Genomic DNA, 24,288 nt, shown 5'->3' with positions numbered 1-24,288 from the left:
GCGCAATAACGAGTTCTGAACATGAATAATGTCCGTCCAAAAGCTGATGTCGTCATCGTCGGTCTGGGTTGGTGTGGTTCTTTGATCGCCGAAGAATTGACCCGTGCTGGTTTGAATGTCGTTGCCATTGAACGTGGCCCGTGGTTTGAAACCGCGACTGACTTCCCCCCTTCGATTGATACCGATGAACTGCGCTGGGATACCCGTCGCAGTATGCTGCTGCCGCCCGCAGTGGAAACCACCACGTTCCGTAACAACCGCAACCAGACCGCGCTGCCGTCGCGGGAGTGGAACCTGAACGAACTGGGCTACAACGTCGGCGGGTCCGGCACCCACTGGGCTGGGATGGCCTGGCGTTTTACCCCGTTCGATTTTGAACCTTACACACAAACTGTCACCCGCTATGGCAAAAAACAGATCGCAGAAGGGCTGATTTTGCAGGACTGGGGCGTCACTTATGACGAACTGGAACCTTTCTATGACCGTTTCGAGAAGATTGCCGGGGTGTCGGGCAAAGCGGGCAAGCTGAATGGCGAAATTATCCCCGATGGCAACCCATTCGAAGGCAATCGCAGCAGCGACTATCCGTTACCCGCGCTGGAAAGTATGCGTCTGACCGATCTGTTCCGGGATGGTGCGAAGAAGCTGGGTCTTAATCCATTTATGGTACCAGCCGGGCAGGCCTCGCGCGCCTATGTCAATCCGCTGGGCGTGCGTATGGGGCCCTGCACCTATTGTGGCTACTGCCTGTATTACGGCTGCGGCAACTTCTCCAAATCCAGCCCCAACGCCTGTGTGATTCCGGCGCTGATGCAGCGTGAAAACTTCACCGTGCTGACGGATTCTGCCGTCGTACGCGTCAATAAAGCCGCCGATGGTAAAACAGCCACCGGCGTGACCTATATCGACAAGAACAAGAAAGAGTGGGAGCAACCAGCGGATATCGTGATTTTGTCCGCATTCCAGATGCAAAACGTGCGCCTGCTGCTGCTGTCGCAAATTGGTAAGCCTTACGATCCGGTGAGCAAAACCGGCGTAGTGGGCCGTGCCTACAGCTTCCAGACCGTGTCCGGTGCCAATTTGTTTTTTGCGGATGAGAACCTTAATCAGTACATCGGGGCCGGTGCGTTATCACAGCAGGTTGATGATTATAACGGTGATAACTTCGACCATACTGGCCTCGGTTTTATCGGTGGTGCAGGCATTCTGGTGGTCGCGCGCGGTGCGCGACCGATTGGTAACGCCGATGTGCTGCCACCGGGTACGCCGCGTTGGGGTAAAGAGTGGAAACAGGCGTATACCCACGCGTTCCAGAACGCCACCTTTATTTTCGGTCAGGGCACCAGTTACTCGCACGAAGATTACTACCTCGATCTCGATCCGGAATACAAAGATGACAACGGCAATCCACTGCTGCGCGTCACCTATGACTACAACGAGAACGACCGTCGCTCAGCGAAGTTCATCGAAGAAAAAAGCGTCGAAATTGGTAAAGCAATGGGCGCACAACAGGTGATTGGCACCAACTCGGCATCGGGTAGCTATTCCCCTTATAACTTCGCCAGCGATCACACCATTGGTGGTGCGGTGATGGGTACCGACCCGAAAACCAGCGTTTTGAACCGTTATCAGCAGAGCTGGGATGTACATAACCTGTTTGTTCTCGGGGCGTCGTCCTTTCCGAACAATGCGGGCTACAACCCCACCGGCACCATTGGTGCACTCAGTCTGTGGACGGCGAAAGCCATTATCGAGCAGTACCGGAAAAACCCTGGCCCGCTGGTGAAGGTGTGACATGAAAAAAACAACGATTGCAGGTGGCGTGGTCATTGTGGCCGCCGCCGTGGCTGCGGCATTGCTGTGGCAAAACGGGAACACATCGGCGGATGATGTCGCAAGTCAGGATGTGCTGACCAGCCAGCCGCCAGGTGCTGATGATGTTGCGGCCGTCGCTCGTGGTCGCTATGTCGCGATTGCCAGTGACTGCACGGCGTGCCACACCATGCCGGAGAGCAAATTGCATCTGGCCGGAGGTTATTCGATCAGCACGCCATTTGGTGGCATCTACGCCAGCAACATCACGCCTGATGCGGAAACCGGTATTGGCAGCTGGACCGAGCGGGATTTTTTCCGCGCGGTACGACATGGCAAAGGCAAACAGGGTGAGAACCTTTATCCGGCGATGCCTTATAACGCCTACGTTAAGCTGACCGATCAGGATATGCATGACTTGTGGATGTATATGCGTTCCGTGCAGCCGGTGCACTACAAGGTGCCGGAAACACACCTCGGTTTCCCGTATAACATCCGTCTGGCGATGATGGGCTGGAATCTTTTGTTCTTCAAAAATGCCGGTTTCCAGTCGGATCCGAATCATTCCGCCGAGTGGAATCGTGGGGCTTACCTGGTGGAAGGGCCGGAGCACTGTGCCGCGTGCCATACTGCGAAAAACCTGATTGGCGGTGACACCAGCGATTATTTGCAGGGCAGCAACCTTGCGGAGTGGCACGCACCGGACATCACGCCGAATGATTACACCGGCATCGGTGGCTGGAGCAATGACCAAATCGTGCAGTACCTGAAGCTGGGCAGCAACCATGTCGCGGTGGCATCGGGTCCGATGGCTGAGGCGGTGACCAACTCGACTCAGCATCTGACCAATCAGGATTTGCAGGCGATTGCGGTGTATCTGAAATCGGTACCGGCTTCAGCAACGCAGCGTCCGCAGCCCCTGTCTGCGGATACTGCACAAATGAAGATGGGTGAAAATGTCTATTCGGCCAACTGCAGTGCCTGCCATAACAGTGATGGTAAAGGCATACCCAACCTGGCGAGCAGCCTGGCAGGGAATCCGGGACTGATGGCTGAAGATACGTCATCAATCATCACCACCGTGTTGCAGGGTGGGCGCGGGGCTGTCACCACCGGCAATCCTACCAGCGGTGCGATGCCATCCTTTGCCTGGAAACTCTCGGATACCCAGGTGGCGGCGGTAGCGACTTATCTGCGTAACAGCTGGGGCAATGCTGCGCCCGCGGTGACCACTGACGACGTGGCGAAACAGCGCACATCACTGCGGCTGCCTGCGCAAATGGCAGAACATTAATCGTTAAACCTGTGCGAAAACGCGCTGCGGAATTGTAGCGGCGCGATTTATCGCGACTGATGTTGTGATTCTGTACAAATTATCAAAGTATCACTTCGCATAATTCGCCATACCGAAACACATATTCTTCAGGAAAGTAGCATCAGAAATGCAAGAAATCACGACTTTTTATAAGGTTAGTTAGTGTCAGGTCCATTTATTAATTGAGATATATTCAGTTCTGGATTTGTTTTAATTTGTACAAAGATAATATCCTTGTACAAATTAAATAGGCTGCTTGTATAAGATGGCGGGGAATATCCTGGTGTTTGTGGGAAAATAACTCTCCGATAGCATTTAACATGTGCGTCAGGAAAGGATTTCCCACAAAAGGCAGAAATGAATATGGAATATTTGGATGTTTTCGTTACTTGCGGCGACTGATTTTTCCACCTTTTCGGCCTGCTTCGATGGCGCGTTCCGGGTCATTGCGGAAGTTTCCGCCACTCATCTGACCACCTTTGCGACCTGCTTCAGCCGCGCGCTGCTTATCTTCTGCAAAGTTACCTGAACCACCACGACGTTGTGTCATTGTTTATTCCTCATCGATGTATTTGGCGATTAACGGTACGTGCTTCTTTTACCTCATGAAGCAAGAGTAACTGTAGCGGTGATTTTAATTATGGTGGTCTAGGAATAATCCTAAGTTTGCAATTTTGTCGGGTTTAAATTCTGCTGTTAAAATTATTTTCGCTGATTTAGATAGCTACAAAATAATTTCCAGCCTAATGTTCTAAGCGCCGATGTTTAACTGTTGCACTCCCTCTGGCAGTTCGGCAGGGACATGTTCTTTCAGCCAACACCACAACGCTTCGGTCTGAGAGGTTTTGGCACCGACGCGCGGGCAGACAAAGTAATATCCGTCACCGGTTGCCACCGCCTGTGTAAAAGGTAGCGTCAGCAATCCATCGCGCACCGCAGTGAGACTCAACATCAGGTCACCCACCGAAATACCGTGGCCGCTGATTGCCGCCATATTGCCTTGTTCCAGCGTGTCGAACACCTTGCCCTGCCAGAGATTGGGGGCGGGGGTGTGCCCGGTGGCGTGCAACCAGCGTCGCCAGTCGCGCCGATCGGCCGTGGGATGAATTAATTCACAGTTGGCAAGATCCTGCTGCGCCTGGTGTTTCAGAGCCGGGGCACACAGCGGAATCAGCCACTCTTTAAATAGCAACCGACTTTCGCTATCAGGGCCAAAATCACCGTTGCCGAGCAGGATAGCGCAATCAAAAGGCTCGCTGCTGAAATCGACACTGTCGGTTTCCATCCAGACGCTGGTGATTGCCACGGGTTGTGTAGAGTTTTGCTCACGATAGGCCTGCAATACATCGAGCAACCAGCGCATGGTCAGCGTTGACGGTGCTTTCAGACGCAACGCTTTACCCTGCTGGCTGAAGGCGGCACAGGCACGTTCAAGGTTGTCGAATCCCTCCTGCAATTGCAGCGCCAGTATTTTTCCCGCCGGGCTGACTTCCACCTTTGGTCCACGCCTGATGAAGAGTTCACAGCCAAACACGGTTTCCAGCGTACGGATATGACGGCTGATGGCTCCGGGGGTGACATGCAACACAACAGCAGCCTGGCTGAAGGACCCAAGCCGGGCCGCACAGGCGAAGGCGCGCAGAGCATAGAGAGGTGGAAGCGACATCATCGTCTTCTATTGTGAGTAAAACTCATATTCAACGTCAGTTTTATCCGTTTTTCAACTGGATCAGAGCGGGGGATACTGGCGCTTCCTTTTTCTCCGCAGATGTCGCTTATGAACCTGGTGTTGCTCAGTACCTATATGTTGACCGTTCTCACCCTATTAGCGACGCCAGGTCCGGTGGTGGCGCTGGTAACCGGCACCGCTGCACGCCACGGTACACGGCGGGCCTTTGCTACGGTGATGGGCACACACGGTGCGTCGCTGGTGCTGATTGCGCTGGCAACCCTGATGTTGGTTGGATTGGTTTCGATTAATACACTAAGTTTGCGCATCGCGGCGCTGGTAGGATGCGGTTATATCGGTTTTGGCGCATGGCGGGGATTAACCGCGTCAGCATCACCTGCGAGACAGCAACATGTTATGCAGGGCGGGGTGTGTCAGGGTTTTTGGGTCGGGGTGGCGAATCCGAAAGATATTCTGTTTTTCGCCGCGCTGTTTCCTCAATTCATCAGCGTCACGCCTCACGTCAGCACCAGCCTGATGCTGCTGACAGTGGTGTGGATGGTGTTCGATTTCAGCGTGATGACTTGCTACATCCTGGTGGTACGTCACTGGGTGACGGGCAAACAACAGCGGCGGCTGGAGGTGTTATCCCAATGCTTTCTGCTGCTGATTGCCCTTGCTGGCGTGGGCTATAACCTGTGGGAAATGTTCTAAAGATCAATCACCAGGTTGCGCGACAAACTGCGCGAACAGCACAGGGCGATATATTGCTCTGCGGCGCTTTTCTCGGCGTCTGATTGTACCGTATCGCGATGATCGGCTTCCCCTGCGGTCACACGCGTCAGACAGGCACCACACATGCCCATCTCGCAGGAGAGCGGAACATCGACGCCGTTTTCCAGTAATACCGTGGCGATGGTCTTTTCTGGCGGCACCGGCCATTGCTGACCGCTGGAAGCCAGGGTCACGGTAAAACTCTCTTCGTCGCTACTCGTCAGGGCAGTCGTCAGGGGCTTAAAGGCCTCAATATGGATATTTTCCTCATGCCAGCCGTGCTGCTTTGCCGTGGTACGCATATGGACCATAAACCCTTCCGGGCCACACAAATAAAGATGGGTATCGTCTGCCGGTTCCAGTAACTCTGCCGGGACATGATTACGCGGACTGCGTCCTTCACTGCTGTGCCAGATTTCACAGAAACCGTGTTGAAAGGGTTGGGATAATTCCGGCAAAAAAGCTTCGTCACCCCGTTCACTGACATAGTAATGGAGCATAAAGGGGACACCGGCGGTTTCCAGCGCCTGTGCCATGGCGTACAGCGGCGTAATACCGATACCCGCCGCCATCAGAATCACTTTGCCTGCGGTGGTGAGCGGGAAAAGGTTACGTGGCGGAGAAATGTCAATCACCTGGCCGGGGCGCAGCACCTCGTGCACGTAGCGCGATCCACCACGCGATTGTTTATCACGTGCAATACAAATCTGGTAATGGCCGGTATTTTTGCTGTGTCCGGTCAGTGAATATTGCCGTACCAGCCCCTCACGGAGATGGACATCGATATGCGCTCCTGGTTGCCAGCACGGTAAAGGCTGCCCATTTTCTGCCACCAGATTAATCCCCAGATTGTGACGACCCTGGCGATAAATCCCATCAACCACGACCCGTAACATGTTGCTCATCATCGCCTCCATTACACCAGGAAAAACTCACCAAAGCCCATACGTTTCAGGCCGCGACGATAGGCGATCGAGCTGCGATCTGCCGGGATATGTGCCTCCAGCGTCAGGTCAAGCGGCAGGCGTTCTGGCATTTGGGTTTCCACCATCAGCCGGTCCTCCTCGAACACACGCTGGTTAAAGGCATGGACATCTGCCACCGGAATGTGCAAATCAAAATTGCGGGCAATCGGGGCGAACATGCGGGTTTTACGTGCTGAAACCGGTGACGCCGCATTCATGATTACCAGTCGCGCCTCGCCGGGAAAATGGATAGTCAGTGTGGCAGTGAACGGCAGGTGCATCTCAAAATGACGCAGCCACTCGAAGCCTTCCGGCGCCTGCTGGCCGCTGTCGGCGGCGAAGTTACTGACGGAACTCCAGTAATCCACCGCGAAACCATAGGCGGTTTCGATGGGGTTATAAGGCGGAACGGTCTGGTTCGCCGGGTCGGCAAAGGTTTCGGTATGCACCCAGGCGAAATGCGCCACATCGAGAAAGCCTTCCACCTGACGACCGGCAAAGCCGTTAACATCAAAGCCCGGGCAGTTAATCTGCTGGAATCCGGCATCGTCCCAGTGCGGCATCACCGGCAGCGGAGCGGGGTTGTCAGCGTCCGGGGCCATGCACACCCAGATCAGCCCGTAACGTTCTTCCACCTGATAATTGATCAGGTTGAGTTTGGCGGGGATCGGTTGTCCAGGGCTGGAAGGGATGCGGTTACAACGCCCGCCTTCACCGAAGCGCAGGCCGTGATAAGGACACACCACCCCTTCTTCATCATGAAAACCGAGGGTCAGTGGCACACCACGATGCGGACACACATCGCGTGCCACCACCACCTGACCTTTGATGCGATACACCACCAGCTGCTCATCCAGCAGCACCGCCTTGGTGGGGGCACCGGCGATGTCACAGGAACGTGCCACAGGATGCCATTGGCTTGCCAGACGCAACCAGTCATCAGGTTCAAAAGTGCAGTGGGCGGGTGGGGTGATGGTGTTCATAGCGATGTCCTGTCGGTTGCTCACATTAAAAGACTTCATTTTTGTCTGGTCATTGTTGATAATTATCCCTGTACAAATCCATCAGCATTAATTCAATTATGTGTTGCAAAAATTAGTACAGGTGAAGCATGAGTCCATTTTCCCGATTCGCGGTTTATTTTGCCGAGGTGGCGCGCAGCGGCAGTCTGCGCAAAGCGGCGGAGAAGTTGCATGTATCGGCGTCTGCCATCAACCGGCAGATTTTGCAGGCAGAGGAAGGTTTCGGTACGCCGCTGTTTGAGCGTCTGCCTGATGGTCTGCGTATGACGACCGCCGGTGAATTGTTGTATGACGATGTGATGCGCTGGCAGCGCGAGTTCCGCGTCACTCGCCAGCGTTTTGATGATATTCAGGGGTTGAAACGCGGCAATGTCAGCGCCGGACTGGTGCAGGCGTTGACCAGAGGCAGGGTGGCCGATGCGCTGGCGGAAATCGCCCGGCAACATCAGTGGCTGCGGCTGGAGCTGACGGTAGACAATAGCCATGCCATCAGCCAGTTAATCCGCCAGGCGGAAATTGATTTTGGCCTGATTCTCGATCCCGCCGGACAAAGCGGGCTGGAAGTGCTGGCGTTTGCCGAACTGGATATGGGGGTGGTGCTGCCACCAGAACATGCGCTGAGTGGCCAGGCATCGTTATCGCTCAGTGAGCTGAGTGGTGAACGCCATATCATTCCCGGTGAGTCGCTGGTGGTGCATGAACGCGTCGCTGCGTTGTATCGCAAGCAGGGGCTGGAGCCGGATAATATCATCGCCTGCAACGATATTCGGCTGATCCGCAGCCTGATTGCCCAGGGCACCGGTATCTGCGTATTAAGCCGGCTGGATGTGATGAGTGAAGTGGAAGAAAATCAGTTGAACTTTGTGCCGCTGAAAAACAGCGTATTGCGCCCCCTGACGCTGGCACTGTGTACGGCACCTTCCCGTCAGCTGTCGCGCGCCGCACAACGGGTGATTCAGCGCATTACCGAAGTGATTGATGAGATGACGCCGCCCGGTGGCTGAGCGGCGTTGGGATTTAATAGGCCGGCTGAACATGATCTGGCCGTTTAAATAAGCAACTACCGGGAAGTATCAGGTCTGGTTTTCTTTTGCCTGTTTCGGGAACTTATTGCGCAGTTTTTGCAGTTTGGCGGGGATATTCATCATGCAGAAGGCATTTTCCTGGCCCTCTTTTTCCCAGAAGTTCTGATGGTAATCTTCGGCTGGATACCATTCGCTTAGCGGTTCAAGTGTGGTCACCAGAGGCTTACCGATTTCAGCTTCTGCGCGTGCGATACCCTGTTTAGCGGCAATACGCTGTACTTCAGAGGTGGGGAACAATGACGAACGGTAGCGGGAACGTTCAATGCCATCTTTGATATTCGGCTGGCTTGGATCATGAGTTGCGAAGTGGATATCCAGCAGATCGTCGTAGCTGACGATGTCGGCATCAAACACGATTCTGACCGCTTCAGCATGGCCCGTGGTATCGCTATACACCTGGTCATAAGTCGGAGAGGCCACATGGCCGCCGATATAACCACTTTCTACTGAGATAACACCATCGATGGACTGAAAAATCGCCTCGGTGCACCAGAAGCAGCCACCGGCAAAAATCGCGCTTTCACTTTTCACGCTAATATCCTGACCCTGAAATAAATGATGGCGCTACCCTACATCACTGGCAGGGAAAGCGCCATCGTCCAACATGTCAGATGGTCGGGTATTCACCGGTGCCGTCCGGCCACGGCGTCAACAGGTCAAATCCGCTTTCCGTCACCGCCACGGTATGCTCCCATTGGGCAGACAACGAACGATCTTTTGTCACCACCGTCCAGCCATCGGACAATACGCTGGTGCCCGCCTTACCTGCATTGATCATCGGTTCGATAGTGAAAATCATGCCAGCTTCCAGCGGCATCCCCGTTCCCGCTGTACCGTAATGCAGAATTTGTGGGTCACCATGATAAATTTCACCGACGCCGTGACCGCAATACTCACGCACCACCGAAAAACCGGCTTTCTCCGCGACCTGCTGGATCGCCGCGCCAATATCACCCAGCGTTGCGCCGGGTTTCACAACGCGTATGCCAGCCACCATCGATTCATAGGTGATCTCCACCAGACGTTTGGCGCGCACTGACGGCGTGCCAACGAAATACATCCGGCTGGTGTCGCCGTACCAGCCATCTTTGATGATCGCCACGTCGATATTAACGATATCGCCGTCTTTCAGCTTCTTCTCCCCCGGAATACCGTGGCACACCACATGATTGACGGAAGTGCAGGTGGTACGGGTATAACCGTGATAGCCGATATTGGCCGGAATCACCTTTAATTCGTTAACGATAAAATCGTGACAGATGCGGTCCAGTTCGTCGGTCGTGACGCCGGGTTTGACATAAGGGGTGATCATTGCCAGCACTTTGGCGGCATCATGACCGGCAGCGCGTGCCAGTTCAATTTCCTGGGGTGAATGCAATTTGATGTCGTTCATTGCGCGGTTCCCTGCGGTGTCAGTAAAGAGGTGTTAAGCAGCTTAGCAAGATCGGAGCCGCCATCGATTTCTACCCGCATCAGCAGACGTGTCAGTTCCTGATGGCTTAATTGTGGATAGAGTTCGGCCAGCATGCCGATTTTCATCCAATGCTCCGCCTGAGCGTTGATCGAGCGGCTTAACGCCGTGCTCGCTACGCGCAGATTCTCGTGCATCAGATCGGAGATTTTTACGATACCCATCACATGGCCTATATGAAACGTATATGGTTTATATATAGGTTACGCCGGGCGCACTGATTTTGAAAGATAAAGTTTTCGCTGGCACGAAAATGAATCTGCGAACTTCAGGTTACGTCTTTGTCGGGAAACGTGCGGCGATAGCGCAATAAACGTCAGCTAAACTGAGTGCATCGTAGCCAATGGCGGCTACCCGAAATCACTAAGGAGTGCCCATGTCTTATTTCCAAGGTAAGTCTGTCCTGGTGCTCGGCGGCAGCCGGGGAATTGGTGCGGCGATTGTCCGGCGTTTTTGTGCTGAAGGTGCTAACGTCATCTTCACCTATGCCGGGTCGCCCGATGCCGCCAGACAACTTGCTGAATCAACGGGTAGTCAGCCTTTCCAGACTGATAGCGCAGACCGCGACGCCGTGATTGCCCGTGTAAGGGACAGTGGCCCGCTGGATGTGCTGGTGGTCAATGCGGGCATCATTGCCTTCGGCGATGCGTTAGAACAGGATCCTGACGAGGTTGAACGGCTGTTTCGTATCAATATCAATGCACCTTATTTTGCCTCTGTCGAAGCAGCCCGTCAGATGCCAGAAGGTGGACGCATTATCATCATGGGTTCCGTAAATGGTGATCGCATGCCGATACCCGGCATGGCGTCTTACGCCCTGAGTAAATCTGCCTTGCAGGGCATGGCGCGAGGACTGGCGCGTGATTTCGGCCCGCGTGGTATCACGATTAATGTGGTGCAGCCTGGCCCCGTCGATACGGATGCAAACCCGGCGGAAGGACCATTAAAAGATCTGATGCACGGGTTTATGGCGATTAAGCGTCATGGGCGGCCTGAAGAAGTTGCAGGGATGGTCGCATGGCTGGCTGGCCCGGAAGCGGGTTTTGTCACCGGGGCAATGCATACTATCGATGGCGCATTTGGTGCCTGATTTATCCCGGGTTCGGGAACATTCGCCCGCGCTGGCGGGCGTTATCATGCGCTTCTGACCATCTCAAGCAATGCCTGTAAGGCGGGGGAGGTATTGGATTTGAGAAACGCCACGCTAACACCGATTGACAGCGTGCTGGCTTCCGGTTTCAGTTCGCGAAACACCACCCCCTGCCGTTTAATATTCCTCAATGAGGAGGGAATCAGCGCGAACCCTTTCCCCTCGGCAATCAATCCAAGCAGGATGTGATGATCCGGTGGTTCTGGCAACATCGTTGGCCGGAAAGCGATTTTATCGAAGAATGACTGGCAATAATCATAAAAGCCGGGATTCAGCGGACGCTCAAACCAAAACATTGACTCGTAACTGAGATCGCCGAAGCTAACTTTGCGTTTACGCGTGAGGGCATGATGCGCAGGCAGGGCCACCACCATCGATTCTCGGTGAATGACTTCTGTAGCAAGATCGGCAGTATCGGTATGTAAACCAATAAATGCCACATCCATTACGCCGTTCCTGATATCCCGCACCAGGTTGATGGAGTGATTGCCTTTGGTGATGAGCTGCCATTGGGGAAAGCGTTGCTGAAAGCGGGAAAAAACATCGGGAAATACGCTTCTGTCAAAAACAGTGGTGTAGCCAATAACGATTTTTCCCTGAGTCACGTCTTGTGCCGATCTGGCCGCCGCAATCGCTTTTTCTGCCTGTGCCAGTGTGCGTTTCACTTCCGGAAGAAATTTTTCTCCTGCCGCTGTCAGGGTGACACCACTCCCTGTGCGTATAAATAATTCAACGCCCAGCTGTTCTTCTAATTGCCGGATTTGTCTGCTGAGCGGTGGCTGAGAAATATGCAGACGCCGGGCAGCACGCCCGAAGTTACGCTCCTCACTGACTGCAAGGAAGTAGCGGAACTGGCGAAGATCGATAGAAGTATTCATACCGAAAAGGTATCACAGAAAGGGTATTCGCCACATCCTTTCGCGGGTTGTAGAGTTCGTCAACTTAATCATTTCAGGAAAAAACTATGTCAACATCAACTCGCTATGATTCAGGTCTGGCAACGTTAAAGCAGGTTGGCGGAGCCGACTATGATGGCCCACTGAATCAATTAAAAGATGTCGCACCGGATCTGGCCCGTTTTACGGTGGAATTTTGCTATGGCGACATCATGTCACGCAGCGAGCTTGACTTGCAGACCCGCCAGTTGAGTACCGTCGCGGCTCTTGCGGCAATGGGGAATGCGCAGCCACAGCTCAGGTATCATATTGCGGGAGCGCTTAATGCAGGCTGTGAGCCTGAAGCAGTGATTGAAGTGATCATGCTCTGTGCGGTCTTTGCGGGTTTTCCTGCCGCCGGGAACGCCATACTGGTGGCTAAAGAAGTTTTAGCCGAACGTGGCTCCTCTTTTCAGCCAGTAATGCAAGCTGCCTCTGACAACCGCTACGCAACTGGCATGGCGGCACTGGAAGCGATCAGTGCCGGAGCGGGTAAAAACGTTACGCAAAGCCTGATGGGGATAGCGCCTGACCTGGCCCGGTTTGTGGTTGAGTTTTCATACGGGGATATCTTGTCCCGGACGGTGATCAATCATCGCACTAAAGAACTGACTATTGTTGCCATGCTGACTGCGCTTGGCACGGCTCAGCCGCAGTTAAAAGTGCATATCAGCGCAGCGCTTAATGTTGGGGTAACCCCGGTTGAAATTACTGAAGTCATACAACAGATGGCTATTTATGCCGGATTCCCGGCGGCGCTTAACGGTATCTTTGCAGCGAAGGAAATCTTTAACAACAGGAATACCGCTCGCTGACTTTTCAGTGTAGCAACTGAAAGTTCGACGTTTTTCAAGACCAGCATTCACGTTAACGGAAAGAAAAAACCCGCGAATCGCGGGTTAAAATGCATCAGATTCGAAACCAGGAAAACTCTCGTTCGCAGCACGTTGCTGTGTGTGCTTTGCGTCGCTATATTAGCAACGGCCAGAAGGATGTAAAGATAATGTTAAATGAAGAAAATCGACCGTGATGATTAGTTTTTTAATCAGAGAGTATGACGATAGCTGCAAGGTAACGAGAGTGCATTCTATCGTTCCGCATCAGGCGGTTAACAAAATCATCGCCTGCACGATCGCGATGCTCTTGCTTTGAGGAATATTCAGGTTTAAACCGCAATTCTCACCGGCTTGCCGACCAGTCACCAGTAATGAGCGGGGTTCTCATGCTCTTTCATATCCAGAGTGAATAATCTTAATGGAAATTTGAAGTGATATTTTAAAATGTGGTTTATGACTTTGTTAATACAAGCAGTAAAGGGAAGCTTGTTTTGTTCATGGAATGAATTGAAGGAATAAAGCCCCCTTTTTTGTGAATATTTAGACATTTTAAAAGCCAGTAGAGAATGTAAAATTCCAACGGAGCATCCCTGCTCCAGCGCCTATCATCCCTGAATCAGTTAGCGCAGATCAGGAGCCGCGATTGTTATGCTGGCCGCCTTTCTTACCTGCGTCTGACGCTCTGTCACGGTCATTTTTAAAGTTGCCGCCGCTGTTCTGGCCGCCTTTCTTTCCTGTTTCGGATGCTTTGTGTTTGTCTTCATCGAAATTTCCTGAACCGCCTCTATGTTCAGCCATAATATATCCTCTTGATGAGTAAAAAATAACATGACGGCCAACTCACATCACATGTGTGTTACGCAATTAATCCTAATGCAATATTCCTTTAGTGCAAGCGGTGAAAAAAATGAAATGGCTTTTTTTACGGATTTCACTGAAGGGATTGGCATAATGTTCTGTGCTGCAAGGGATTATTTTTTTGTAAAATATATCCGTTTCATTAATGCGATGGCGCTATTGGTGTTAATTGATATTGTAAAATAAGATAGGCTTCTGTTGTTTGCCAGTTTAAATTTCCGGCCTGTTTCTGAGAATTGTCTTAATAAAAGGGGCCAAAAACGGTGGCCTATTTTCGCTGCTGGCACATGAACTCGAATGTATCAGCGCTGGTATTCCATCTGAAATAATCATGCAGTTAAGAGGAAGAAAGAGGAGGGCAATGATGTGTCCCTCGCTGTGCTGCGCCAGATTTGGCACAGCACAGCCCAAAGTTACACCAAAGGTAAAATGTTGGTGGAGTAATTTACCGGATTGCCATTATCATCGATCACGTCATATTTAACTTTCTCCCCTGGTTTGAACACCTCGCTGAGTGGCACGACTAACTGGGATTGGGGCTCAATAAGGAGATTTTTCAAATTATCGTGACTGCCAATGGTGGCATTGATACTCATGTACCAGGGAGTGGGATTCTTTACAACCAACTGCCTGTCTTTTGCCATAAACTGGATTTTTGCCGGGTCGGCAATCTGCGGTGCATTAAGCCCTGCAGGTCGTACAAACACCTTAAGCCGAATCCGTAAGGGCAACACCACCTTCTTCTCAACTTTACTCATATCGCTTTTCAACGAGGGTATCTGATAGATGTTTAGCCAATAGAGGCTTTCTCTGTCAGCAGGAATAGACCCCCTTGATGTTAACATCAGACGCAGTGAACGGAGTTCACCAGGAAACATCTTCATAACAGGCGGTAAAGCTATCACTGGTGTTCTGCTTTGATCTGGCGAGGCATTGATGTCGCCATCATCAGTCCATACCTGAACAATGGTTGGGCTTTCACTGCTGTTAACTAAATTAATCGACTGCATATTCGCCGAGGCGTTAAAAATAACCCTCGTTTTGTCAACATTGACTACAGCAGAGGCAGTGAAAGTAGCCATCGTTATTATTAAAATCATTGTCTTACTGAAAGCTGATGACAACTTGCAATTGTGCATTGACTGTTCCTGCTGTAATAGTTTGCCCATCGATGGCTTCGAGAGATGCGGTGAAATCCCCGCTATAGATGCTGGTGGAGTCTGATGAAACCAACGTGGTGAGATCTTTATAGGCATACCACCCACGGGTATTTCCTGTTCCGGTGCTGGTGAGGTCTGGCAGCAGATTTATTGCTGTGCCGTTACTGTTATAGATTTTGATTCCTACGCCAGATGCCACGCCGCTGCTACCATAATGGGTATCAAGCAACCAGGTTAGCCCGCCGCCAGAAGTGACCAGGCCCAGATTCGTTGCCTGGGTGACTGCGTTTGATTGGTTAACTAAAAAACCCATCGCGACATTTGCAGAGCCTGAGGAGGAGGTACTGGTGCTGGAAATAGCACCTGACTCACACTCAATACTGACGGAGAAGGGAGCCTGACTGCTGCCACCGGCTGAAAGTGTACTGATACTGACCGTAGGCAAAAGGACCACGGAAGGATAATCCTTGACCTCGCACAGTGCTCCACGCACATAGGTCACGTCACTGTAGCTGCTCCAGGTACCTGGCCAGTTGCCATACCAGCCATAAAAATAGCTGGCGCTATCCATACCGGCCGTAAGGCTATTGGTATCCAGTCCCGGACCTTTGAACGCAATATATCCCCTCGGCTGACTCCTGGAATCAAGCCAATAGTTGCTGGAATTATAATAATAAGTTGTTGAATCGATCTTAAACATTTCATACAGCACATTACTGAAGGCGCTGGCGGGTATGTAAATATAAGTACCATCAGAGTACCAATTATCGGATGTTAATTGCCGTTGCTTCCAGTAACGGCTGTAATATTCTCCGGTGCTGAGGTTAGTCATGCGCACAGCAACATTTTTGGCCTGATCGTAATATGCCCCGTCCACTTCAGAAGTGGTATATTTTCCGGTGTAACTGTCATCGCCATTGGTTGCATACATTTCATATAAACTATCGGCATCGGCGACATCACAGCGATATAAAATCTGATTGGCTGTGTACGCTGTATTACTGGCTGAGGTCAGGAAGTTACCGACAGCGCTTGCCAGCAATGTGCCAGAAGCCTGGAATGTGCTGCCACTGTTGATGCTTATAACCGCAGGTAAGCCTATGTTTCCATTGCAGTTATCACAGGCTCCTGTCCAGGATGTTGCCGTATATCCTGCCGCAATCGCGGCAGAAGATAAGGAAGAGGAACTGGTGATTTTGGTACAGCTCGCCTGTATTGAGAAGCTAATAAAGTAAAAAATAAATAATATGGGGAAATAAATTTTTAAGCGCACAGGGTTATTCCTTGCTGCATGAGCTATTGAGGTGAATAATTCCTTCGTCATCACGTCCTGTAATCTGATAATTGACGTAACAGGTGCGGGTGGCTGATTCGCCCCAATTCACTTTTAATGTGCCGGAATCATGGGGTACGCGGGCATATAACTGTCCGCCCTGGCCAACAACACCAATTAATGTATTATCAGCATCACGAACTTCAGCGCCCATCGGCGGAACTTCACCATTACGCATCGTCAGATTAATGAGCACGGCTTTACCTCGGATGGTGGCGAAGTTAATTTTTGCCACTGCACCGGCATAGGGCACAACTCGTTGGCTACCACCACTCAGTTCTGCATCCGAACTCATATTCAGCGTATCGAGACTTACCGTATTGGCACGATAAGGTGTCAGAGAGGGCAGAATGGCGTAGCCAAAGCTATCGACTACCGCGCCCTGACCATTGCGCACTGCTGCACCTTGAGCACCATCAGCATGGATTAAGGCAAATGTATCGCTGGTGTAAGGGCCGAGGGTGACCCCGCCGCTATGAATCAGGATGGTTCCTGATGCCCCCAGGCCTGCCTGCCGATAGTTACTTCCCTGACCATAATTGGCACGGAAGTTACCCACGCGCGTATTCTGCTGAACGCTGCCACCAAAGGTGGTGGAATTGCTGTTGCCGTCTGTACGATCCTGATCGGTACCTGCGTAGATTGAATAGCTGAAGTCGCGGTTTTGTCCAGCAGAACCGGTTAATGAAACGGTTGAGGAGCGGGTTTCCTTCGATTGGTTATAGTTGTATGCCACTGACGACAGGTTGTTGCCCCAGTTCAGTGGAATAGAAATATTCAGAGAGACGGTATTTTCCGTGTATTTCTGTTTGCTGGAGTCATCATCGGAATCATTGACGCTAACATTGTAGCGATCGTAGTTATAGGATGTGCGTTGACGTGCGACATTGAAGCTATAGCTAATCTTTTTCCAGGTATTGCTGTATCCCATCTGCAACTGCGTAATACGTGACTGATTATTATAGTAATCTGCTGTGCTGGCATTCAGACTAACCATCCCCAGACCATCAAAAGACTGGCTGAGGGTGGCCGATAAGCGATTGCGCTGATGCAAAGTATCTGAGTAGTAGCTGACACCTGATTGGTTCTGGCGCCTTACGCCCAGCACATCTTCCAGGTCTCTGAACCCACTGGTGGAGTAACGGTAAGCGGCCAGCACCAGGTTAGTGCCTGTCTGGAATGTTTTGCTATAACTGACTTCGGCACGCCAGCCAGTGACATTTTTATTTTGCTCGGCTTTGGCATCGGAGAACGTGGTGTTAACACCCAGCGCACCCGCTTCGGTTGCCAGCACACCCCCCAACAACCATGCCTGGTAGTCTTTGGCCAGCCGTGAACCCGCAGTGGCGGTCAAGCGGTTGCTGATACCTTTTTGCAGTATCCCTTCAAAGAACGCATTATCTACCGAGTAATATTGCCGTACCCGGCCCAGAGCGAGTGAATAGTGCCAGTTTCCGGGACGGACTGAATCCGGAACCGAGGAGTAAGGCACGGTAAAAGTAGAGGTTTTACCGTTCGCTTCAATCACTTCAACTTCCAGATCACCCTGGCTGCGTGTGTTATACAGATCGTTGATGACAAATGGACCCGGAGGAACCGTCGTCTCGTAGATCACTTTGTTTAACTGTTTAATCACCACGCGTGCGTTAGAGGAGGCGACGCCCCGGACTTCAGGCGCATAACCACGCCGACCCTGTGGCCACATGCGTTCATCAGTCGCCAGTTTGATACCATTAAAGGACAAGCTGCCGAAAAGTGAGCTTTCGGTATAGTTGTCCCCAATTGACATCAGGCTATTGATGCTTTCCAGTGGATGCTGGACCCAGGTTTTCACCACATTGTAGCGATAACTGCTGCCGCTACTGCTGGTTTGGAGGTAGCGTAAGTTTCCCTGGTGACGAAATTGCCAGTTGGCAATATTGGTGCCAGCAGTAATACCACTCCATAGATATTGGTAGCTGTAACCGGTACCTGGATTTTCCGTCCAGGTATAGTTGGTGTTATGGCGAATAAATAAGGCCGTCATCCCATCATCCCACTCAGCAGCTGGAATATATCCTCTGGGTATCCTCTGGAGCTCGGCCATTGGAATCATCAATTGCAAGCGCAGAGAGGACTGGTCAAATTCCCACTTTCCGGTTTTCACCCACCATGAAAGGGGATGGCATTGATCGTCATTTTTGCCATCTGGCATTGCTTTGATTTGCATTAACTTAGCGATGGAATCAGGAATACAAGGCTCAGATTTGTTCCCGGCATTACCTGCCGCGAAGTTGACCTTTACGCCTGATTTGATCAGTTGGTTGTTAAGGTAAATATCGACCAAATAGTTTCCCGCAGGTGTGCTGCTCTCATTAAATCTTTCGAGATTCTGGCCAAAAGCCGAGCCTTTGAAGAGTGATGAATCAAAATAATATTCATCACAAAAACCTTTGGCTGGGAAATACGTGGAAATACTTAAAGCGAAAAAAGTGAATTTAACGTTACTGCACTTCAACCGTATAATTTTCACTTATCCTTGCTCCCTGATCATTAATAGCAGCTAGCGATGCCACACCCGCACCCTGCAAGTGTTTACCCGAAGCCGGAAACCAAAATATTTGTTTAGAAAATGGTGCGACCATGTCCGGTCGGGCTTGGAATGTCTGGCCTGCAATTTTCAGCGATACGGTAACAAGTGAGGCATGCCACGGCTGTGGATTATCAATCTCAAGACCATTGCCTTTTTTGCTGTCCCTGATGTGCCGAATTTTGAGCCCGTCTAAAATATTGCCCGGCTTACCGATAGCCGCTGGGCGGTAGAAGATCTTGATACGATTGCGTAACATCACCATCATCGCATTTTGTTGTGTCGCACCTGCCCGATTTGCCGGTGGGATTTGCAGGACATTAAACCAGAAAACCGATTCTCTATCCTGAGGCAGAGATTGATTGCCACTGAATATCACCCGAACAATTTGGCCTGATTTGGGTTGAATACGAAATACCGGTGGAGTGACAATAAACGGTGTCTGAGTTGTCTGTTCCGGTCGGGAATCAATATCACCGTCATCAAACCATGTCTGCATAACATAAGGCAGGTTGTCATTATTTTTTAACTGCACATCAACTGACTTAGCATTCGCCGGATAAATAATACGGCTTCCCTGAATGGTGACGCTGGCTTCAGCCGTTACTGAAATAAAGCATGACAACAATAAAAGGGTCAGAACTGTTTTGAATAGCGAGAGATTACGACTTACAAACATACCTGGGTTCTCAAATAGAAAAAGTGCGTATCCTGTAACCGATACGCACCAAAAAATATTACTGATAGCTCACTGCATACTGGAGTGAAGCGACAACCGTACCTGCTGTAGGCACGCCTGTAGCGTAATATTGAACGTTATAGTTGGCGCTGGATTCGGTTTCACCCGTCGCCAGGGTGAGGTCGCCGCTGGCGGTGTATCCGTCAGTCAGGTCAATCACCGTGTCTTGCGGGTCCAGAATCTGAACTTCTACATTTTGCGCGGTTCCGGTGTTGGTCAGGTTGCCGGTTGAACTGACGTTATTACCGACAAAAACGGTTGATACACTGGTTGATGCCGTTGAGTCTCCAGTACAACCGGTCAGGCCCATGGTGAAGGTGGTTTCACCGGCAGTATCACCGCTGGCCGCTAAATCAGTGGTACTTACTGTAGGCATCAATACAACCGGTGACGTGGTGTTGCCATTGACTGTGACGGAGCAAGTCTCAGCGGTGACTTCGCCCTGGAAACTGATGGTGTTATCAGAGGCTGAATACGCAAAACCCGAAACCAGACTTGCGCTCATGATCAGTGACAAACATGATTTCGTTACTTTGTTAGCCATCGAATAGTTCCTTTATCTCTATTATCTTGAAAGAAGCTTATTAAGACTGATACCGGTTTTTCTGCGGATAGAGTCTTTCATGTTATAAATTTTCTTGACCTCGACCATCAATTCTCTGGAAATCGAAATGAGTGATCGATCATTAACGACCAGATCGAGAAATCTGACTTCATCTTTAGTTAGCGGATTTCCTTTATACTTTCCCCCTCCCTTTATGCCGTAATAGGAGTAATTAATTGACTTCTTAATTTCTTCAAGACTTTCCCGACCAGTGATTACGGTGCTGATTGTCTGATCTTCTCTTTTCCAATAAAGGGCGAGAGCCTCCATAGGGGCGTCACAGATCAGAATAATATTCAGTTTTGTCAACCTGAGATAATCTATCCAATTTCTATTGGTGAAATAACGCAGGTTCCTTGCTGAAAAATCAACAAATACACACCCTCTGCAAAATACACTTTCGTATTGGCCGCTAACAATAGAAAGTACCCCCTTAGTCATGAAGTAATTTCTACCTGGCCATACGGCGATCTTCTGTAGGGGACACCGGTTAAGCAGGTCTGTTGCTTCGCCTGTAAGCTGACAACCAAACTTACAACTGACGCAGCAAATGTCCTCTCTGGTTATGTTCTTCATAAGCTGATCTCGACCGCTTCGTAAGAGAGTTGAGACAATCCTAAGGTTTTAATCCTTCCAATTCAATGGGTTAAAATTATTCGTGTTTTTGTGGCCTGGGAAAATTCTTAAAAGTAGCCGTAGGCATTTAATGAGAGATGTTATTGAGTTTTCGTAATTTAGGCTTTATCTAAAAGAGTACATAACTCTAATTAGGTAGGATGATTCTGAGGGGTATAGGATATTTCCGGGGAAATTGAAGTTTTGATCAATAAAAAAATCGCATTATTTGCTAAAGTTTTTTCGAGATTTCGTTCTACCGCATGAAGCATTTTGACGGATTACTTAATTGTTGAGTAACGTATCTCAATGATAAATAGAATAATTAACTTACCCGTATGGCGGATGCAGATTTTTTTCACGGAAATTGGACTTTTGTTGCGTGAAGTTTATCGTAATTATTTTTTTGAAATCGTTGATTAAAAACAAAAAATAGCCATGTCTGCACGTCAATGTAGAGTGATTGTGTAGTTTTGTCTTAGTTTTTTATCTAAAAGTAACTAATTATACAGACAAGCTTGTGTAGGTCGTAAATAGTGTGGATTCCCCTCAAAGCGTAGTGCTATTTCCGGCATGATCCTTTTCGAAAATTTTATTTTTAAGTAAACGATCAATCAACCAGCTCATGGCGCGTCCGGCGCGTTTTTTTCGCGACCACAACAGGTCTACTCCGACAATCCAGTCCGTATGCGGATACTCCTTTTGCCGTAACTCAGTTAATACCCCTGTCTCCAGTTCGCGCTGTACAAAAATGCGTGGAACCGAAGCCCAGCCGAGTCCGGCAAGGGCCGCATCGATCATTGCATTGTAACTCTCGACTCGCCAGACCAGCGGGCTGCCGAGATATTCGGTACTGGGGATGGTTTTCTGTTGTTCGCCAAAGGTGATATGTCGCCAGCGGTGCAAATCGGCAAATGACACCGGCAGACGTTTCGCGAGCGGATGTTCTGAACTGACCACATGCACCATGATCAGCTTACCTAACTGGGCGAACTCAATGGCATCACTGTCCACCGGACGCGACATGGAGATACCGACATCCACTTCATTTTTCCGCACCATCGCTTCCACATCACCCTGAAAGGGTTCACGGACATGAATATCTACTTGCGGGAAATGCATAGCAAATTCGTATAGCACGGTGGCGACCGTCTTATAGGGAACTTCGATTGCCAGGCTGACATGCGCTTCGGTTTCAATGTTGAAGGCACTGACTCGCTGCTCCAGAGCATTGCATTGTTCCAGAACGGTTTTGACATATTCACGCAAGGTATTGCCTTCCGGAGTCAGGCTTATCTGGCGCGGCGTGCGAACAAAAAGGCTGAGGTTGAACTCGTCCTCAAGATTACTCATCGCCATATTGACCGAAGATTGTGAGCGCTTCATCACGCGGGCTGCTGCTGAAAATGAACCTGACTTTGCGACTTGTTCGAAGGTCATAAGTTGATCTAATGAATACTTCACGTAATGCCTCACCTTTCAGTTTTATTGAAAGCAGCTGATTATCGGTTGCCATTTTTAATTACATATAGTCGAACGGTCGTTCAGTCAACGTTTTCATTTTTCAGGGGGCAGTATGGAAAGCGTGTTAAATAGCGGGCAGGCGGATAACCCGTTGACCTTAAGGCGTATTTTGACGCTGGGATTCCAGCATGTATTGGTGATGTATGCAGGTACCGTGACGGTTCCGCTGATTCTGGCATCGGTGCTAAAACTCCCGGGCAGCGAAACCATCGTGTTGATTAATGCCTGTTTACTGACATCGGGGTTAGCCACTATTTTGCAATCGCTAGGGGTAGGGCGTTTCGGTGCGCGCCTGCCTTTGATCCAGGGGTGCTCTTTTGTGGTACTAGGGCCGATGTTGATGGTCGGCCAGCAATATGGCATTACCTCGGTATTTGGTGGCGCGATTGCCTGTGGCTTATTTACCTTGCTGGTTGCACCTGTTTTCAGTCAACTGGTGAGGTTTTTCCCTCCCGTGGTGATTGGTTGCGTGATCACGCTAATCGGCATATCGCTAATGCCCGCCGCTGCGATTTGGCTGGGAGGCGGCAATCCTGACGCCCCGGATTTTGCCAGCGTCGATAAGCTGCTGCTCGGTGCCGGAACCTTGATCATTACCCTGATTTTCTACTGCATGACGCGAGGGGTGATTCGTAATTTCAGTATTCTTTTTGGCCTGTTTTGTGGTTCCGCGCTGTCCTGGATGATGGGCATGACCCATTTTTCTGCGGTCTCCAGTGCGGGGTGGGTGGGGTTGAGCATGCCATTCGCCTTTGGCCTGCCCGAGTTTCATTTTGCGCCGATACTGGTGATGTGCCTCTCGATGCTGATTGTGATGACGGAAACCACCGGCAATGTTCTGTTAATCGACAAACTGATTGGCCAACCGACGACCTCACACCGTCTGGCGGATGCGATTCGCGCTGATGGGTTGTCCACTATGCTCGGAGGCTGTCTGAATAGCTTTCCCTACAATGCATTTTCGCAAAATGCCGGGCTGATCATGCTGACAAAAGTGACCAGTCGGCTGGTGCTGATTGCGGCGGGAGCCATTCTGGTGGGGCTTGGCGTGTTTCCTAAGCTGGGTGCCATCATTGCCGCCATTCCCAGCCCGGTATTGGGCGGGGTAGGGATTCTGATGTTTGGTATGACGATCAGCGCCGGGATTCAGGAGCTAAAGAACACAGATTTTAATAATGAAAAGAACATATTAATTATCGCTGTCTCGATAGCGGTGGGGATCGTGCCGATGGCTTTTCCGGCAATTTTCCATGCCTTGCCTCCGTCGTTAAAGCTGGTCTTCGACAGTGGAATCTTCCTGGGTGGATTCACCGCTGTGTTATTGAACGCGGTACTGAATCGCCATGCCTCGCAAACGGAGCGCTCCCATGCTTAATGATTATGATGTTGAATTTATCCGCTTATCCAATGAGGTAGGCAGACGTGCGATTGCGCTGGGAAAACATCCGTTTGGTGCGGTACTGGTGGCTCCAGACAATAAAACCGTGCTGCTGACACAATGCAATATCGATAGCGTGAACCATGCGGAATCGACGCTGGCGCGTAACGCGGCAACGAATTTTTCTCCCGAGTATTTATGGCAATGCACGCTTTATACCGCAGTCGAACCCTGCTGTATGTGTGCCGGGACCATCTATTGGGCGAATATCGGGCGGGTGGTGTTTGGCATGAGCGAAGCGCACTTGCTGGAATGCACCGGCAGCCATGAGGAAAACCCAACCATGAGCCTGGCAGCGAGTGAGGTTTTTGCGCATGGGCAGAAAGATGTGCGTCTTATTGGACCGATTCCTGCGCTGGAACCCGAAATCTTTGGCTTGCAACAATCATTCTGGCAGAAAAGATAAATGACAAG

The 24,288-nt window shown here is 50.6% G+C and carries 25 protein-coding genes and 1 pseudogene; 10 read left to right on the top strand and 16 right to left on the bottom strand.

Annotation, left to right across the window (positions count from 1 at the left end; genetic code table 11):
- Positions 1-21: 21 nt before the first annotated feature.
- Positions 22-1,794 carry a GMC family oxidoreductase gene (locus tag PW844_RS08570; RefSeq protein ID WP_299450325.1) on the top strand — a complete coding sequence of 591 codons (1,773 nt, stop codon included), beginning with the start codon at positions 22-24 and terminating at the stop codon, positions 1,792-1,794.
- Position 1,795: 1 nt separating this feature from the next.
- The gene (locus PW844_RS08565; protein WP_299450323.1) at positions 1,796-3,106 is read left to right on the top strand and encodes a c-type cytochrome; all 1,311 of its coding nucleotides are present in this window, start codon (positions 1,796-1,798) and stop codon (positions 3,104-3,106) included.
- Positions 3,107-3,512: 406 nt separating this feature from the next.
- Here PW844_RS08565 and PW844_RS08560 read toward each other — a convergent pair whose 3' ends face one another.
- Both PW844_RS08560 and PW844_RS08555 read right to left on the bottom strand, forming a co-directional pair.
- Positions 3,513-3,677, bottom strand: coding sequence for a general stress protein (locus tag PW844_RS08560; RefSeq protein ID WP_013511857.1), 165 nt, complete (start codon positions 3,675-3,677; stop codon positions 3,513-3,515).
- Positions 3,678-3,878: 201 nt separating this feature from the next.
- Positions 3,879-4,793, bottom strand: a complete 915-nt coding sequence (locus tag PW844_RS08555) for a LysR substrate-binding domain-containing protein (protein ID WP_299450320.1) — start codon at positions 4,791-4,793, stop codon at positions 3,879-3,881.
- A 111-nt stretch (positions 4,794-4,904) separates the two neighbouring features.
- Here PW844_RS08555 and PW844_RS08550 point away from each other — a divergent pair, with 111 nt between their 5' ends.
- A complete protein-coding gene (locus PW844_RS08550; protein WP_299450318.1) occupies positions 4,905-5,510 on the top strand; it encodes a LysE family translocator in 606 nt (201 codons plus the stop codon).
- Here PW844_RS08550 and PW844_RS08545 read toward each other — a convergent pair.
- On the bottom strand, positions 5,507-6,475 hold the full coding sequence (locus PW844_RS08545) for a PDR/VanB family oxidoreductase (RefSeq protein ID WP_299450316.1): 969 nt from the start codon (positions 6,473-6,475) through the stop codon (positions 5,507-5,509). The two genes, PW844_RS08550 and PW844_RS08545, sit on opposite strands and share 4 nt — an antisense overlap.
- A gap of 11 nt (positions 6,476-6,486) precedes the next feature.
- Positions 6,487-7,518 carry a molybdenum cofactor-independent xanthine hydroxylase subunit HpxD gene (hpxD, locus tag PW844_RS08540; protein WP_299450314.1) on the bottom strand — a complete coding sequence of 344 codons (1,032 nt, stop codon included), beginning with the start codon at positions 7,516-7,518 and terminating at the stop codon, positions 6,487-6,489.
- A 128-nt stretch (positions 7,519-7,646) separates the two neighbouring features.
- Here hpxD and PW844_RS08535 point away from each other — a divergent pair, with 128 nt between their 5' ends.
- Positions 7,647-8,561, top strand: a complete 915-nt coding sequence (locus PW844_RS08535; RefSeq protein ID WP_299450312.1) for a LysR family transcriptional regulator — start codon at positions 7,647-7,649, stop codon at positions 8,559-8,561.
- 69 nt (positions 8,562-8,630) lie between these two features.
- Here the strand turns inward: PW844_RS08535 and msrA are convergent, their stop codons facing one another.
- The 3 genes from msrA to PW844_RS08520 form a co-directional block, all read right to left on the bottom strand.
- On the bottom strand, positions 8,631-9,173 hold the full coding sequence (gene msrA, locus PW844_RS08530) for a peptide-methionine (S)-S-oxide reductase MsrA (RefSeq protein ID WP_299450310.1): 543 nt from the start codon (positions 9,171-9,173) through the stop codon (positions 8,631-8,633).
- 76 nt (positions 9,174-9,249) lie between these two features.
- Positions 9,250-10,035, bottom strand: coding sequence for a type I methionyl aminopeptidase (map, locus tag PW844_RS08525; protein ID WP_299450309.1), 786 nt, complete (start codon positions 10,033-10,035; stop codon positions 9,250-9,252).
- On the bottom strand, positions 10,032-10,277 hold the full coding sequence (locus PW844_RS08520; protein ID WP_084881122.1) for a ParD-like family protein: 246 nt from the start codon (positions 10,275-10,277) through the stop codon (positions 10,032-10,034). The genes map and PW844_RS08520 overlap by 4 nt, the downstream gene beginning before the upstream one ends.
- A gap of 212 nt (positions 10,278-10,489) precedes the next feature.
- On the opposite strand from PW844_RS08520, the gene bdcA reads away from it, so the two are divergent.
- Positions 10,490-11,203, top strand: a complete 714-nt coding sequence (gene bdcA / locus PW844_RS08515; protein WP_299450305.1) for an SDR family oxidoreductase — start codon at positions 10,490-10,492, stop codon at positions 11,201-11,203.
- A gap of 44 nt (positions 11,204-11,247) precedes the next feature.
- Here bdcA and PW844_RS08510 read toward each other — a convergent pair whose 3' ends face one another.
- A complete protein-coding gene (locus tag PW844_RS08510; protein WP_299450303.1) occupies positions 11,248-12,141 on the bottom strand; it encodes a LysR family transcriptional regulator in 894 nt (297 codons plus the stop codon).
- 86 nt (positions 12,142-12,227) lie between these two features.
- Here PW844_RS08510 and PW844_RS08505 point away from each other — a divergent pair.
- Together PW844_RS08505 and PW844_RS08500 are read left to right on the top strand one after the other, a co-directional pair.
- A pseudogene (locus PW844_RS08505) lies at positions 12,228-12,572 on the top strand (carboxymuconolactone decarboxylase family protein); the annotation flags it as partial.
- A gap of 84 nt (positions 12,573-12,656) precedes the next feature.
- Positions 12,657-13,013: a carboxymuconolactone decarboxylase family protein gene (locus PW844_RS08500; protein WP_299451099.1), complete on the top strand. Its 357-nt coding sequence runs from the start codon at positions 12,657-12,659 to the stop codon at positions 13,011-13,013.
- A gap of 651 nt (positions 13,014-13,664) precedes the next feature.
- Here the strand turns inward: PW844_RS08500 and PW844_RS08495 are convergent.
- On the bottom strand, positions 13,665-13,832 hold the full coding sequence (locus tag PW844_RS08495; RefSeq protein ID WP_299450301.1) for a general stress protein: 168 nt from the start codon (positions 13,830-13,832) through the stop codon (positions 13,665-13,667).
- Positions 13,833-13,862: 30 nt separating this feature from the next.
- Here PW844_RS08495 and PW844_RS08490 point away from each other — a divergent pair, with 30 nt between their 5' ends.
- Positions 13,863-14,078, top strand: coding sequence for a hypothetical protein (locus PW844_RS08490; protein ID WP_299450300.1), 216 nt, complete (start codon positions 13,863-13,865; stop codon positions 14,076-14,078).
- Positions 14,079-14,305: 227 nt separating this feature from the next.
- Here PW844_RS08490 and PW844_RS08485 read toward each other — a convergent pair whose 3' ends face one another.
- The 7 genes from PW844_RS08485 to PW844_RS08455 form a co-directional block, all read right to left on the bottom strand.
- Positions 14,306-14,974, bottom strand: coding sequence for a fimbrial assembly chaperone (locus PW844_RS08485; RefSeq protein WP_299450299.1), 669 nt, complete (start codon positions 14,972-14,974; stop codon positions 14,306-14,308).
- Between the two features lie 22 nt (positions 14,975-14,996).
- Positions 14,997-16,376, bottom strand: a complete 1,380-nt coding sequence (stbD, locus tag PW844_RS08480; RefSeq protein WP_299450298.1) for a fimbrial usher protein StbD — start codon at positions 16,374-16,376, stop codon at positions 14,997-14,999.
- The gene (locus tag PW844_RS08475; protein WP_299451097.1) at positions 16,330-18,840 is read right to left on the bottom strand and encodes a fimbrial outer membrane usher protein; all 2,511 of its coding nucleotides are present in this window, start codon (positions 18,838-18,840) and stop codon (positions 16,330-16,332) included. The genes stbD and PW844_RS08475 overlap by 47 nt, the downstream gene beginning before the upstream one ends.
- Positions 18,841-18,868: 28 nt before the next feature.
- Positions 18,869-19,633 (bottom strand): fimbria/pilus periplasmic chaperone, encoded by a 765-nt coding sequence (locus tag PW844_RS08470; RefSeq protein WP_299450297.1) that lies wholly within the window; start codon positions 19,631-19,633, stop codon positions 18,869-18,871.
- A 58-nt stretch (positions 19,634-19,691) separates the two neighbouring features.
- Positions 19,692-20,237, bottom strand: a complete 546-nt coding sequence (locus PW844_RS08465) for a fimbrial protein (protein ID WP_299450294.1) — start codon at positions 20,235-20,237, stop codon at positions 19,692-19,694.
- Positions 20,238-20,258: 21 nt separating this feature from the next.
- Positions 20,259-20,738, bottom strand: a complete 480-nt coding sequence (locus tag PW844_RS08460; protein WP_299450292.1) for a LuxR family transcriptional regulator — start codon at positions 20,736-20,738, stop codon at positions 20,259-20,261.
- 723 nt (positions 20,739-21,461) lie between these two features.
- Complete coding sequence (locus tag PW844_RS08455; protein WP_299451095.1) at positions 21,462-22,352, bottom strand: LysR family transcriptional regulator; 891 nt, start codon at positions 22,350-22,352, stop codon at positions 21,462-21,464.
- A 136-nt stretch (positions 22,353-22,488) separates the two neighbouring features.
- Between PW844_RS08455 and PW844_RS08450 the strand changes: the two genes are divergently transcribed.
- Complete coding sequence (locus tag PW844_RS08450) at positions 22,489-23,811, top strand: nucleobase:cation symporter-2 family protein (protein ID WP_299450290.1); 1,323 nt, start codon at positions 22,489-22,491, stop codon at positions 23,809-23,811.
- Positions 23,804-24,280, top strand: coding sequence for a nucleoside deaminase (locus PW844_RS08445; protein WP_299450288.1), 477 nt, complete (start codon positions 23,804-23,806; stop codon positions 24,278-24,280). The genes PW844_RS08450 and PW844_RS08445 overlap by 8 nt, the downstream gene beginning before the upstream one ends.
- The last annotated feature ends 8 nt before the right edge of the window (positions 24,281-24,288 follow it).

The sequence above is a fragment of the Pantoea sp. genome (assembly GCF_028283705.1).
Lineage (GTDB): Bacteria > Pseudomonadota > Gammaproteobacteria > Enterobacterales > Enterobacteriaceae > Pantoea.
The sequence above is the reverse complement of the archived record's forward strand: the minus strand, read 5'-3'. Positions and strand labels throughout refer to the sequence as shown.